This is a genomic window from Neisseria montereyensis (assembly GCF_024834045.1).
GTDB classification, from domain to species: domain Bacteria; phylum Pseudomonadota; class Gammaproteobacteria; order Burkholderiales; family Neisseriaceae; genus Neisseria; species Neisseria montereyensis.
The window spans coordinates 375,037-388,666 of sequence record NZ_JANUXW010000001.1 but is presented as its reverse complement, the minus strand read 5'-3'; the positions used below and the strand labels follow the sequence as shown (position 1 = coordinate 388,666).

General features: G+C 37.4%; 10 protein-coding genes and 1 tRNA gene. 2 read left to right on the top strand and 9 right to left on the bottom strand.

Annotated features, from left to right (window positions below; all coding sequences use genetic code 11):
* Positions 1–183 precede the first annotated feature (183 nt).
* Positions 184–1,059, top strand: coding sequence for an EamA/RhaT family transporter (locus NXS09_RS01740; RefSeq protein WP_259290837.1), 876 nt, complete (start codon positions 184–186; stop codon positions 1,057–1,059).
* Between the two features lie 81 nt (positions 1,060–1,140).
* On the opposite strand, the gene NXS09_RS01735 is transcribed toward NXS09_RS01740, so the two are convergent.
* The 4 genes from NXS09_RS01735 to NXS09_RS01720 all read right to left on the bottom strand — a co-directional run bounded on the left by NXS09_RS01735 (position 1,141) and on the right by NXS09_RS01720 (position 7,735).
* Positions 1,141–1,234 (bottom strand) — tRNA-Ser (locus NXS09_RS01735).
* Between the two features lie 295 nt (positions 1,235–1,529).
* Positions 1,530–2,768, bottom strand: a complete 1,239-nt coding sequence (gene icd / locus NXS09_RS01730; protein ID WP_259290836.1) for an NADP-dependent isocitrate dehydrogenase — start codon at positions 2,766–2,768, stop codon at positions 1,530–1,532.
* A 366-nt stretch (positions 2,769–3,134) separates the two neighbouring features.
* A complete protein-coding gene (locus NXS09_RS01725; RefSeq protein WP_259290835.1) occupies positions 3,135–5,900 on the bottom strand; it encodes a lactoferrin/transferrin family TonB-dependent receptor in 2,766 nt (921 codons plus the stop codon).
* Positions 5,901–5,935: 35 nt separating this feature from the next.
* A complete protein-coding gene (locus NXS09_RS01720; protein ID WP_259290834.1) occupies positions 5,936–7,735 on the bottom strand; it encodes a transferrin-binding protein-like solute binding protein in 1,800 nt (599 codons plus the stop codon).
* 423 nt (positions 7,736–8,158) lie between these two features.
* Here NXS09_RS01720 and NXS09_RS01715 point away from each other — a divergent pair, with 423 nt between their 5' ends.
* On the top strand, positions 8,159–8,728 hold the full coding sequence (locus NXS09_RS01715; RefSeq protein WP_259290833.1) for a cysteine hydrolase family protein: 570 nt from the start codon (positions 8,159–8,161) through the stop codon (positions 8,726–8,728).
* A gap of 125 nt (positions 8,729–8,853) precedes the next feature.
* On the opposite strand, the gene NXS09_RS01710 is transcribed toward NXS09_RS01715, so the two are convergent.
* From NXS09_RS01710 to NXS09_RS01690, 5 genes are all read right to left on the bottom strand, one after another.
* Entirely contained in the window at positions 8,854–10,344 is a 1,491-nt protein-coding gene (locus tag NXS09_RS01710) for a DKNYY domain-containing protein (RefSeq protein WP_259290832.1), read from the bottom strand.
* A 188-nt stretch (positions 10,345–10,532) separates the two neighbouring features.
* Complete coding sequence (locus NXS09_RS01705; RefSeq protein WP_259290831.1) at positions 10,533–10,892, bottom strand: hypothetical protein; 360 nt, start codon at positions 10,890–10,892, stop codon at positions 10,533–10,535.
* 1 nt (position 10,893) lies between these two features.
* Complete coding sequence (locus tag NXS09_RS01700) at positions 10,894–11,553, bottom strand: hypothetical protein (protein WP_259290830.1); 660 nt, start codon at positions 11,551–11,553, stop codon at positions 10,894–10,896.
* A gap of 238 nt (positions 11,554–11,791) precedes the next feature.
* Complete coding sequence (locus tag NXS09_RS01695) at positions 11,792–12,400, bottom strand: hypothetical protein (RefSeq protein ID WP_259290829.1); 609 nt, start codon at positions 12,398–12,400, stop codon at positions 11,792–11,794.
* Between the two features lie 2 nt (positions 12,401–12,402).
* On the bottom strand, positions 12,403–13,512 hold the full coding sequence (locus NXS09_RS01690) for a hypothetical protein (protein WP_259290828.1): 1,110 nt from the start codon (positions 13,510–13,512) through the stop codon (positions 12,403–12,405).
* Positions 13,513–13,630: the final 118 nt, after the last annotated feature.

Here is a 13,630-nt window from a genome sequence, read left to right as displayed (position 1 = left end):
GAGGCATATCACGCACTAAAGGCCGTCTGAAAACTAATGCTTATCTTAATAGCAGGCATAGTTTTCAGACGGCCTGATTTATATAGTGCCATTGTATTTAAAGCAAATGCCGCCCTTATGCCTCACTTTCTTGGCAAGGCTTCGACGGTTTCACTATATAATCGGCTTTTTGCCTGAGAAATCATGATTTATCTGATTGCCAGTATCTGTTTCAGCGTTGCCGTATCCATCTTGCTTAAAATTGCCCGCTCCAAAAGTATCGATATCGAGCAAGCAGTCGGCATCAATTATATTGTTGCCGTTGCATTGTGCATGCTGCTTTTAAAACCCAATCTTCAGGCTTGGCAAACATACCTGCCCACTTGGTGGCTGTTTGCCGCGCTCGGTGTTTTGCTGCCATCGGTTTTTATTATTATGGGGCGTGCGGTGGAACATACCGGCATTGTGAAATCCGATGCCGCACAACGCTTATCGCTTTTCTTGCCGATTGCGGCCTCTTTTCTTATCTTCAGTGAAAAACTCTCACAAGGCCGTATTATCGGCTTGGCTTTGGCCTTTACCGCCTTGGTCTGCCTATTATGGAAAGCCCCATCGGGCAGTAAGAAGAAATCAGGCGGTTCCGGTGTGCTATGGTTAATCGGCGTATGGTGCGGCTATGGCGTGATTGATATTTTATTCAAACAGCTCGCTAAAAACGGAGCGGCTTTTTCGGCAAACCTACTGATTGTGTTTTGTCTCGCAGGCATTTTGATGTTCGGCTATTTGTTTGCCAAATCGGTGAAATGGACGGCGGCAGGCATACTCGGCGGCTTAGTATTAGGCACCTTGAATTTCGCCAATATCTATACTTATGTACGCGCCCATCAGGTGATGAGCGATAACCCGACCTTGGTATTCGCCGGTATGAATATCGGGGTAATTGTTTGCGGCACTTTAATCGGCGCTTGGTTTTTTAAAGAAAAAATCAGCAATGTGAATGCGGCAGGCATCGCCATTGCTATATGCGCATTGGCCTGCTTGTTTTATTGGCACATTATTTCAGGCTGGTTGGGTTTATAAAGCGATCCATAAAATAGATTCAGATATTTCAAATCAATAATAAAAAATCCCAAGCTGTTATCGCTTGGGATTTTTTATATTTGGCGGAGCAGGAGGGATTCGAACCCTCGATCCAGGTTTTAGCCCAGATGCACCCTTAGCAGGGGTGTGCCTTCAGCCTCTCAGCCACTACTCCGTAAAGAGAAACGAACTATAATCAAGTATGTTATAGGTGTCAAGCTAATTTCAGGCTTTCCGGCAGATTCAAAATTAAGATACTGAATTTCATTTGAATTCATTTTGGGCGTTTCTCATATCAAAATCCGGGCTAAATGAAAACATCTTCTGCTAGCAAATCATGTTTGATTTTTCTTTTGTTTATTTTTACTATCCCATCTTTCAGACGGCCTAAAGTGCTTTTCTATATTATATTCATGCACAAAAAAACCGTGCATTCCGCACGGTTTTTCAAATCACAAGCAAAATGACGATTACATGCGCTCAATCATAGCTTGGCCGAAGGCAGAGCATGATACTTCGTTCGCACCTTCCATCAAGCGGGCAAAGTCATAAGTCACTTGTTTGTCGCCAATGGCTTTTTCCATCGCTTTAATCACTAAGTCGGCCGCTTCTTTCCAACCCAAATGACGCAACATCATTTCGGCAGACAGAATCAATGAACCGGGGTTCACTTTATCTTGTCCGGCATATTTCGGTGCAGTACCGTGAGTTGCTTCAAAAATAGCATATTGGTCGGAAATATTGGCACCCGGAGCAATACCGATACCGCCTACTTGGGCTGCCAATGCGTCGGAAACATAGTCACCGTTCAAGTTCAAAGTAGCGATAACGTCATATTCGGCCGGACGCAATACGATTTGTTGCAAGAAGGCATCGGCAATCGCATCTTTCACGATAATTTCTTTACCGGTTTTCGGGTTTTTGAATTTGCACCATGGGCCGCCGTCGATCAATTCGGCACCGAATTCATTTTGTGCTACGGCATAACCCCAGTCACGGAAAGCACCTTCGGTAAACTTCATAATGTTACCTTTGTGTACCAAAGTTACGCTGTCACGGTCATTGTCAATCGCGTATTGGATAGCTGCGCGTACCAAGCGGGTAGTACCTTCTTTAGAAACCGGTTTGATACCGATACCTGAAGTAGCCGGGAAGCGGATTTTTTTCACGCCCATTTCATTTTGCAGGAAGTCAATGATTTTTTTAGCATTGTCAGTTTCGGCTTCCCATTCGATACCAGCATAAATATCTTCGGTGTTTTCACGGAAAATCACCATATTGGTTTTGCTCGGATCTTTCAAAGGTGAAGGCACACCTTCAAAGTAGCGAACCGGACGTACACATTGGTATAAGTCCAACTCTTGACGCAATGCTACGTTCAAAGAACGGATACCGCCGCCAACAGGCGTGGTCATCGGGCCTTTGATAGATACGGAATATTCTTTTAAAGCTTCCAGCGTATCTTCCGGCAGCCATACATTGTCACCGTAAACGCGGGTTGCTTTTTCACCGGCATAAACTTCCATCCAATGAATTTTTTTCTCCCCCCCGTAAGCCTTTTCAACGGCTGCATCAATAACCGCTTTCATCACCGGGGTGATGTCTACGCCGATACCGTCGCCTTCGATAAAGGGAATAATCGGATTATTGGGAACGGCTTGACCCGGAACAATTTTTTGGCCCTCTGCCGGTACTTTAATATGACTCATGGTGTCTCCTGTTTAATAAACTTTTTTCTTGACGGATAATCAGAACAGATTGAACGATATCCATGCGGCAACGTCAAAAAAGACAAGTGCAACATAGCTTAAACAAACTATTCTTCATTTATTTTACAAATGCATCAACACGGCCGAACAAGGTTATCTTATCCCACCATAAAGACGCACATCGCATCTACCGATTATGCTTGATTTTTGTCTCTTGCGCCAGCGTTAAACATGAGCAAATTGGTTTAACCGGCATAAATAATAAAAATAAAAAACCCCCTACTTCAGAATAAATTTTTGAAGCAGAAGGCTTTTCAATAACATAATCAATCAACACGCCAACTCAATTAGGATAAACCTCAAAGGTTAGAACTTCATTTCTAACGATAATGCTACGTTTCTACCCGGTGCGGCATAGCGCGCATAGCTACCGACATCGGTTTGACGGTTAACCGCACCGATAGCAGATTGGCGTACAGATTCCCATTGACTATAACGGCGGTTTGCCAAATTATAAATACCGGCACGCAATGTAAACTTGTCTTTCAAGGTAACATAACCACTTAAGTCAAAGGTGTACCAAGATTTGGTTGCTTTATTAGTCGCACTTTCGTTATAAGTACGATAGCCTAAAATATAAATACCTTTCAACTCATCCGGATTTTTAGGTTTTGAGTAAGTGACGGTAGAGTTAATCCCCCATTTACCACTCGGATGATCATAACCTAATCCCAATACATAACGTGACGGTTGAATCGCATCTAACAAAGGGCTGTAAACGTTTTGGAAATAGTTATGGGCCAACTCTGCTTTTTTCAGCTTGATACGGTTGTAAGCAATTGTGCTGTAAAAGCCTTCCGGAATCTTGTCATAAACACCATTCCAGTCGATTTTGCCGATAATATTAATACCATCCAAACGAACATTATGAATATTGCGGTATCCCATACCCCGCTCGCTACGGGCGAATCCGGGCGCATCAATACTGATTGAACTGAGGCCAATCAAATTTTTATAATGATTTCTGAAGTAGCTGGCTTCTAACATTCCCCAGTCGCCTCTCAAATGAACACCCCATTCATTATTCAATGCTTTTTCAGGTTTAAACTTGCCGACATAGTTCGCACCATCGTCTCTACCTTTTTGAAAACCATCGATACGGATACCAAACAGCTCTTGAAAACTCGGCACTCGGAAACCACTTGATATGCGGTGAGAAAAACTTAAAGAGTTGGTTGGTTTAAATACTAAGCCACTGTTCCATGAAAAGTTTTTAAACGTACCTTGCGCAGTCCATGTATCATCCGTCGTCATTTTATGATAGTCATAACGTGCACCTAAGCCCCAATCGAAATATTGGCCCAAAGACATATGGTCACGCAATGAAACATAATAGTTGTGGCCTTTAATTTCACGGGGATCACATCCAATCACACCCACAGTTACACCGTCGTACCGACACAATTGGCTTTGATACATGGTGGTAGGCGGAATCCGATAAATATAAGGATTTGTTTGCGTTCCTCGGCCATCAATAAATTCAGGAATGGCCTGAGCATTTTCAATAAAAAAGTCTTTACGCTGCAAAATCGATTTAAAACGATCAAAGCCCAACCCCAATTGCACATTATGCTGTGTTTTTGAAAAGTCGAACCGTTTATCTGCACTCAATTGGAACATATTATGTTCTTCTTCATAAACGCTGCGTTCAGATTCATAAAACGACCAAGGTTTATCCAAGCTGGCACGGCAAGTTGGGTCAACCGTTGGATAAATCGAACAATGACGGCGTTGGCGATGGCTATCCAAAGAAATATCCTGACGGTCAAAACTTAAATGCAGTCTATCCACCCATCCATCTCTATCAGGATTCTGATAACGGTATTCTAAGCCTTTGCGTGATCTACGGTGCCGCTCATCAAAATAACGTAAGCGTGAATATTGCATACCCGATGCAATAAATTCCCCCTCCGGCACAGCAAATGCACTAAACATGCTATCACCTTGAGCATAAACGCCTTTGGTAAAACCGGTCGGGAAAATATTTCTATTTTCTTGGAAATAAGAAGCCGGCCAATATTTCTCAAAAGTCATATCACGAATATCGTAACGTTGTTTACTGTTCTCATACACGCCGCCAACGTAATGACGATCTGAGAAATTATATCCGCCTTTTAATAACCAAGAACGGCTTTGATAATCCATCGGATCATGTATCACCCGTTGGTTACCAGTATATTCATCGGCCGAAACTCTTTCTTTGATGGTATCGGCTAAGTTACTACTTGCCAAAGGCCGTGCAGCCGAACAATTAGCCGGGTCCGGGCAGTCTCCTTCTAAAATAAACCATGAGTTATTGCCGGGTGTGATATTACCGCTTTGACGTTCTATTTCAGTACTATAATTGGCAGCATCATGGTGTACTTTGGTTTCCGCACCATCACGATGGGTAAAGATAGCAAGCCCTTCCCAACCATTCAGACGGCCTGCGGCTGCAACAGAATGAACCCACTGACGGTTTTTACTGCTATACGAATTTTTAGTATCAAGCCCCCAGTTTTGGCCTTCTTTAATAATATCGTCAGGCTCTTTGGTTCTAAAACTTACCGAACCCCCCAAAGAACCACTACCTTGTTCGGCAGAGTTCGCACCTTTATTAATTTCAACAGATTGAATATTTTCATATTCAATTTCGTTTATTGCACCACTACTCGCACTCGTACGGTCAACCGTATAAGACTGTATTTGCGGCAATCCGTCTACATGCAATCCGACCCGGTTTCTATCCACACCGCGGATAGAAAAACCACTACTTGCACCACGCCCTTGTTCCACTACGGCAATACCCGGATCATAACGGGTTAAGTCACGAATATTTAATACCTGCTCTTTATCTAAAGTATCGCTATTTTTAACGACCTTACCCAAACCGGTTACTTCATTGTCTCTACGCCCTGCTCTTTTCTTGGCTTTAACCAACACATCGTCCAATTGCACCTGAGTATTCTCAGTAGCCTCTGCACTTGGTTGATCTGCCGCCAATACAGAAGTAGATAACAACGTACCGGACAACACGGCCACACACACAGTTTTAGGCTTGAAGGGGAATATATTTTTATATTGATTTGTCATTTATAGGCACCCAATAACAAGGTAATAGGTTTGTTTTAACGATTAGGAACTTGTTTTTTCGCGCCAAAGCTTCCCACTACGCCATCCTCTCCGGCATTATTACTATGAATAATGCCGCCAAGCTCGGAAGCACTCGGGCCATAAAATCCGCCTCTAACATCCGCATTACTAATATTGGCACGCACTTGGTTAGCCGAACTTTGCGGGTCGAAAATAAATCCACTCGGATCCGTTTTAGCTACACCACTGAATCCATTACCATTAATTTGACCATTAATCGTAAAAGTAGGCGAAACACGGTTTTCTGCCGTTAATGTGCCGTTAATTTCTTTTTTAGCGAAATCAACATCAAATACAGCTCTACTACCACCCTCCTCATTATTAGGCGACTCACTCCAAACAAAACCGGCTTTACTGATAATACGTCCCTGCCATGTACCTTGATAACGAACATTGCCTTCAGTCGGTACTTGCGCCAACGGTGTTCTGTCGCCTTGCAAGAAGAACATTACAGAATCTCTATCCGTACCAATCTGATAAGAACCGAATTTGAGATAATCTAAATTGCTACAACATGCCAAGATGGATAATGTCCGGCCATCTGCCAAATCATATTTCAACGACTCCATAAACGGCTTATCTTCCGATGGCATTGCTTCTGTAGGCAATAATGAGAAAACTTGCCCATTCACAACCAGTTGACGAGCATCACCGAAATTATCGGCTTTCGATAAGGTCAAATCGCCGGCCTTCATCACAAAAGCATCTAAAATAGTTTCTGTTTCTTCCTGATCTTGTTTTTCACGCTGTGCACCAAAAACACCAAATAAAGAGCTGTCTCGAGCTAAAAACTTACCAGCCAACTCTTCTGCATCAGGGCCAAAGAAACCACCTTCCAAATCTGCATCTTTGCCAAAATACAAATCAGTTTTATCTTCTGCCAACGCTTCACCACGGAAACGGTTACCCACAAGATTCGCTTTAACGCTATAACGCTTGGTTTGCTCTTGCTCCTGATCTCTTCTCAAACGATGGTTTTTATACAGAGAGCCAGTAAGCGTTTTATTCGCAAAATCCACTTCAAATTCACTGGAGTGACCCACTTTTACAGGTTTACCCGCATGAAGCTCACCTTCCGCCACATCATTATTAATCGGATCATCGGCAGAAGTCGCACCAAAATAGTCACCCGGGCCTGAGTTATTATCGAAAGTAAAGTCACCACTATCCCGACCTTGTTTTGCATCGGTTACAAAATCCCACATCCCTTTATAAAGTGCTTTAGAAGTAACAGGAAATGCTTGAGAAGGTTGAATACCTTTATAGAAAACATACCCCAACGGCCCTGTAATAAATTTTAGCGGACCATTATCTTCATCGAAATTATTATCCCGATAACTTAATACCATCGCATACCCGGTACGGATATATTTCAGGTTGCCACGCTTGTGCGACTCGCCAAAATTATTATTAGAATCAAAAAAATAATCATAAGTATCATCAGCAATCTTCCGCAACTCTTCCGCATGAGGAATCTCTAAATCGCCACCGATAGCAACAATTTGTTCTTCACTCAGAAGAGCAGACTCTTCAATATTACGGGGATGTCTGTTTCTACGAGGAATCGCAATTTCCACTCCCAAACCCGGCTGCATAAAAGCAGAAATTTCCTCCTCAGAGCGCGGAGGAGTCTCTTCATCTTTAAATTCTGGTCCCGGCGCTTCTAATTGAGGTGTTTCGATATCATCGAAACCAAAATCTCCCTTATTGGTTGCACATGCCGTTAAAAATAAAGAAATAAAAATCATTATTCTATTTTTTTTTAAAATAAACATTTGATACTCATTATTTGTTGTTAATAATAATTATTATATTTTATCAAATAGGGCATGTTTGTAAATATAGCGCCGTTGAAAAAATTCAGTGATTTACTTTATATAGATTGATTTTTCTAAAAATTTTTAATTTATAAATATTATTTTATAAATAAAGTTAATATAACATTAAATATTAAATAATTTATTCCAAATTAACGGTTGATAAAAAAATTATTTTTATTACAATGGATTATTGACACATTAATCATGTAGCCCATTCAAACTAGAAAATATGCATTTAAAATATTAACCATTGTTTTATAAAATCTGAATATTTCTGAAGCATATAAAAATGCCATTGCTTTATTTTTTTAACTAAGTAAATAAAATATAGCTTAACTTTTCTAAATAATTTATTTTAAAGCAGCAGAAAGTATAAAAATGAATAATTTGAGAGCAAACAATACAGCTTTAATACTCATTGACATCCAAAAAGCATTTGACAACGAAGCATTTTGGGGCGGCAACAGAAACAACCGCCATGCAGAAGAAAATTGTGCCCGCATATTAGCGAAATGGCGAGAACTTAAATTACCGATTTTTCATATTAATCATAGTTCGCAAAATCCAGATTCTTTACTGCACAAATCAAATCCCGGTTTTGAAATTAAAGATTTAGTTAAACCATTCGCAGACGAACCGGTTATCACCAAAGAAGTGAATAGTGCTTTTATTGGCACCAATCTCAAAGCCCAGTTAGATAATCAAGGAATTACCCATCTTGTTATCGTTGGGCTGACTACTAATCATTGCGTATCCACCACCACAAGAATGTCCGGTAATTATGGCTATAACACTTATTTAATATCCGATGCTACGGCAACCTTCGACATTATCGGCATCAATGGTGAACATTTTGATGCCGAAATTGTTCATCAAATCACCCTCGCAAATCTCAATAAAGAATTTGCTACCATCATCAATACAGACAAACTCTTGGAAATAATATAAATCTATACAAGTAACCATTGATCAAATAACAAATACTTAGGCCGTCTGAAACCTTTTCAGACGGCCTAAATATATTCTCAAGATATTTTATTTTTCATGTTTCTATCAAACAATAAACTAAAATATTACTCAGTTCCTTTTAACTTATCCCTTTTATATTCTTCTGTTTTCCGGCGCAAATATCGCCGTTCTCTTTTTGCCAAATATCCTAATACTATAAACGCCAAAATAATAAGCCATTCATATTTAGTAGCATAATAAGCCGTAGCATCATATATTGTTCTGGCTTCCACTAATTCTTTGTATTTAACTTTTGTAAGCTTTTGGCTTTGCACCAAATTTCTTAATTCATCGAAATTAGGGTTATTCTGTAAAATTTCATCAGCTATTTGTTTGTTGTGGATTTTATAAATTTTTTCGTCAAAACCTTCATCTTCACCACGTTGATTAAAATAAAAATAGTTATTTCCATTTTGCCAAATGGTTGCTGCTGAAACGCTCCCCAAATTTTGCCAACGGCCTATTAAACCCTCATCTAACTCATTAATAAAAGTGGAATGATAATGTATCCCTGATTTAAGAGATCGCCGTATAGATACCTTATGCATCTTAGCATCTACAAAAAGTGTTTTCTTTCCATCCGAAAAAACCAAAGGTGAAATTTCTTCAAACACTCCTTGAGCAAAAACATTATCCCCTGCTCTCTCGATAGATTTCGAATAGCGGTTATAAAAATAAATGCCGTTATCGCTTAAAAATAGTGTTTGATAGGTGTGTTCATCATATTTGCTAATAGGCGTATAAGGTGCGTTTTTATTATCAAATGGCTTATTTTCTAAATAAACCATTCCGTCTTTAGGGTTGATAAGATACAGCTCAGTAGTTAAATGATTTGTATCGAGTGCATAAATTTCATCATTATATTGCAGTGGCAGCTTCTCATTTTTAAAATAAACATTCTTTCCGTCAGTAGAATAGACACTACTGTTGGATACACTATGCCCCGCTGTTTCTGCAATGGGTTTTAATGTTTGCCAATTAGCATCTTTCATTAGAAGCCCATCATAATAGGTTCTAGTACCATTGGTTACGATGCCTTTTGTGATATTGGGCAATACTCTGTAAGGCATCTCGCTTTGAGGCAAAGCCACAATATTATGGATTTCAAAAGGTCTTTTATCGATATTAAAAATTTTGTTTAGCGTAATATCCCAGATCTCATCCCACCATGCCAAATCAGGATTAGGATATCTATAATAAGAGCAATAATAGGTTAAGTTTCCATCTGAATAATAGGAATGAGCAATAGCATGCGTTTTGGTTGGGTCCAAATGAGGCAGAATATTCTCGCCACAATAAACATGATTTTTATCTAAAGCGATATGCCTGTTCCAAATTTCATCATTTAAAGGACGAAATGTCACTCTATCTACTTGCAATAGTTTATATCGTTTTACAAAATAAATATCACCTTTGTATTCTGTATAATGCCCAAAAATCTTTTTCCCTTGAATATATTCTTGCGGTTTTAACAAGAAAGAATACACAAAAAACAATAGGCAAACGATGAAAAAGAGAAGTATTGTAATTCTTAGGGTAGGCTTCTGTGTTTTCATGTTAGTTTAGGTGTTTTATTTTTCAATTTTTTCTTCTTTATTTACAGCTACGGATTTTTGGTACATTAAATTTAGATATTCAAATACTCTATCAAAAAAGCCAAATTGCAAATTTTAACGAATGTACCACTATCTATATTTATTTTTTGAATCTTTAAGCTTATGTTCTTTTGCTTTTAGTGAAATTACTATGCTTCCCACTCTCCATTCTGAAAGTCGTATTTTGCATATTCCCCAGTATCTGTGAATTCGGAAGCTATCATACCTACTTCAAAAATCGAGTCTTCATTAAAACTTGCTGTAACAAATAGTGCTTCTTTGGTTAATAGGGCTGTTCCAAGATCCTCATTTAAATGAGAAAAATGCAATCCAAAATCATCTTCATTTGATATTTCATATTTATATTGCAGCAATCTTTCTTTTAGATTTTGATATTGCTTTGATGTGAATGGCACTAAATTTTCTTTGTTTTCAAAAAAGTTTTCGTCTTTTAATTTCTCTTCGTTTTCTTTTGTTTCAACCCTATATAGTGAAATATCATAACTCATCTTATTTCCCTTTATTTTTTAATGATACATAAATGAAAATGCCAAAGCCAAATAAGGCGATTCCAATTAGTAAGACAGTGAAACTTTCTAATAAATAAAATATATCTTGAAAAGCTCGACTTCCACTTAAATAGAGAAGTTTATTCGAGTAAAACATTTTACTTTCACTGGGGTTGTTTCTATTAACGAAAACTAAAAAATCTTTTTCTTTAATGATTTCAGATAGCTTTTCTCTTTCATATACAGAACCTAACCATAATGAATTTGACCATTTTATAGGTTCTTTTTCTGTTTGTTCATACGCTTTCCCTTTTAGAGAATAGGCGTATTTTATGGTAACGTAAGTATAACGAGGTCGCCGTCCTCCATAATGTAGTTTAGCATCTGTAATTTGGTATTCGGTTAGTTGTTCATAGTTAGGATGAAATAATTGGAAATCTTTGATTTTCAAATAAGGGGAAATGGAAATCAAAAATGCGATGAGAAGATAAGAAATTACAACGGAAACTAAAAAACGTTTTTTACTTTTATCTTTCCCCATTAAAAACAGAAGACTTCCTCCAACAACGCCATAAATAATCCACCTAATAGGATTTCCAATAAATACCAAAATAAGAAATAGTATTCCTAAGATAATAATGAGTTGAATATCTTTTTTCATTGGTTGTCTTCTTTTGTTTTTATCCTTTTTTATTATTTTCTAAGAAAAAAATCAGTCGTATTGTTGCTAAGTTTTACAAATTAACCTACATTTTAACCTACATTGATTGAAGCGAATTATTTATCCTATTTCTGTTTTTCCGAAACTCTTTTAATTTTTTAATAAAAGCAAAACCATTTATTGCCTTATCTTTATTTTTTGGGGTGATTACTATGGCTTATCAAAATTTTTAGGACTTTTATTTATCTATATTCTGATTCAATATTGGAATATTTCTTTCTATTTTCAAAACACTATCATACTTATCAAATTCAGGATAAGGTTCATAGAGGTTTGATATATCAAAGGGTTCTTTACTTTCGTAGTCCATTGTCTTTTGGTTAATTGAATCATACACTCTATAATTTACATTTCCTTCTTCATCAAAAACAAAGTGAATGCGAGAATCTTCTTCCTCTACATCTTCCGATGAAAAATCATAAAACCAAACTTCTCTAAGAAAAAGCTGATCTTCCTGTTTTTCTGCTTTTCTAAAATGATAACTTAAATATTTTCTACATGAATTATCTATAAAATTAACCCCAATATGAGGTTTGCCCATTGAAATAGTAACATACGCATAAGGATATTGTGAGTTTTCATTAAATGCACAAAAGTCATACAACAAGCCATTGGTATGATGGTGTTTTGCTACATCTTTTGAAGATAACTCTCCTTTCTCTACTTTTTTTGAATACTTTGTTTTATCTAATACTTTATTCCAAAGATCCCATCTCCTAACTGTTAACTTTTCATCATTGAACCTTCTTGCAGAATGCCAATATGCTATAAATCTTATTTTACTCATTTTTAACCTTTTACCTTTCGATTTAAAATAATTAATTTTTTATTTTTAGCACCTTGCTCTGTTCTTAGATAAAAAATAACGGTGTAATTATTTTCGGCTGTTTTATGTAATTCTGTGATAATCAAATCCTCATCATCCATTGGTATAAGCTCATCGGTAAGTAGGTTTTTATAACCTTTTTTGCCTTTGTTACCATAAAAGAACTCTAAAAGTTTTCCTTCCCTTATCACAAACCAACCATTGCCAAACTCTTTAACAAAACGAATGGCAAAAGTATTTTCTGCTATCTTTTCAGGCTTAAATGTTGCGTAAATATCATCTTTTATATCTATTAGTTCGCTAACTTCACTCTCTCCATTTTTTGAAACCCTCTCTAAAAAAATCTTTCCTTTTTTAGTCGATATTAGCTGTGAATCTTCTGTAAAAGAGAGGTGTAGTATTTCTCTAAAGAATGGAACTTTTAAGGTTAATTTTCTCTCCTGTATAACATTTGCTTTTATATCTATTTGTCTATGGATAGCACCTTTAGGGGTGTATGCTAATAGATGAATTTCATCACTACCGACATATATTTTATTATCTTTAGGAAGTGGGATTTTAGAATTATGGTCTTTTTTAACCTTTCCATCTTTAAACTCAACCGCACGCATTTTATCCGGTTTATTGTCATCCCAAGTATTTGACCAATTATCATGTAAAATTGAGTAGTTCCCCAATATTCCTGCAAAAGTACCTACAAACGGTCTTTTGCGTTTAGGATACTCATAATTTTCTCTATTAAAAACTGGAATACAAATATCTAAATCCTTATCAGGATCGTAGGGTTGAACATAGACAAAAATATGCTCATCAGGGGATTTAAAAAAATTAGGTAAAATACCTTCTTCCTCAACAAAGCTTTGCATTTGCCCATTTTTATCTATTAAGGTGTATACCAAGGTGGTATATTCATCCCCCATTTCATAAATATCGGTCGCTAAAAGTGTTTTTTCTCCCAAGCAAATCCCGCTCTTTGCAGAGAGATCAAAATCAACTTCTAAAGTGGTTAAAATGCCAAAATCACTCTTTTTAACCGTCGTTTTAAATGGGTTTATTTCTTTAAGATTATTCATACTCAATTTTCTTGTTAATTTACTGGTTTGCTATTTATTATTTCTACTTTAAAAAACAAATTGTGATATTGTTTTTTGTAAATGATTACATATTTCACAAAAGAGCGGTTGAATTATT

Bases quoted from the DNA above. Each gene is read 5' to 3' on its own strand.
- NXS09_RS01740 (WP_259290837.1), top strand. From the start codon at position 184: ATGATTTATCTGATTGCCAGTATCTGTTTCAGCGTTGCCGTATCCATC.
- NXS09_RS01700 (WP_259290830.1), bottom strand. From the start codon at position 11,553: ATGAAAAAAGATATTCAACTCATTATTATCTTAGGAATACTATTTCTT.
- NXS09_RS01695 (WP_259290829.1), bottom strand. From the start codon at position 12,400: ATGAGTAAAATAAGATTTATAGCATATTGGCATTCTGCAAGAAGGTTC.
- NXS09_RS01705 (WP_259290831.1), bottom strand. From the start codon at position 10,892: ATGAGTTATGATATTTCACTATATAGGGTTGAAACAAAAGAAAACGAA.
- icd (WP_259290836.1), bottom strand. From the start codon at position 2,768: ATGAGTCATATTAAAGTACCGGCAGAGGGCCAAAAAATTGTTCCGGGT.
- NXS09_RS01710 (WP_259290832.1), bottom strand. From the start codon at position 10,344: ATGAAAACACAGAAGCCTACCCTAAGAATTACAATACTTCTCTTTTTC.
- NXS09_RS01720 (WP_259290834.1), bottom strand. From the start codon at position 7,735: ATGTTTATTTTAAAAAAAAATAGAATAATGATTTTTATTTCTTTATTT.
- NXS09_RS01690 (WP_259290828.1), bottom strand. From the start codon at position 13,512: ATGAATAATCTTAAAGAAATAAACCCATTTAAAACGACGGTTAAAAAG.
- NXS09_RS01725 (WP_259290835.1), bottom strand. From the start codon at position 5,900: ATGACAAATCAATATAAAAATATATTCCCCTTCAAGCCTAAAACTGTG.
- NXS09_RS01715 (WP_259290833.1), top strand. From the start codon at position 8,159: ATGAATAATTTGAGAGCAAACAATACAGCTTTAATACTCATTGACATC.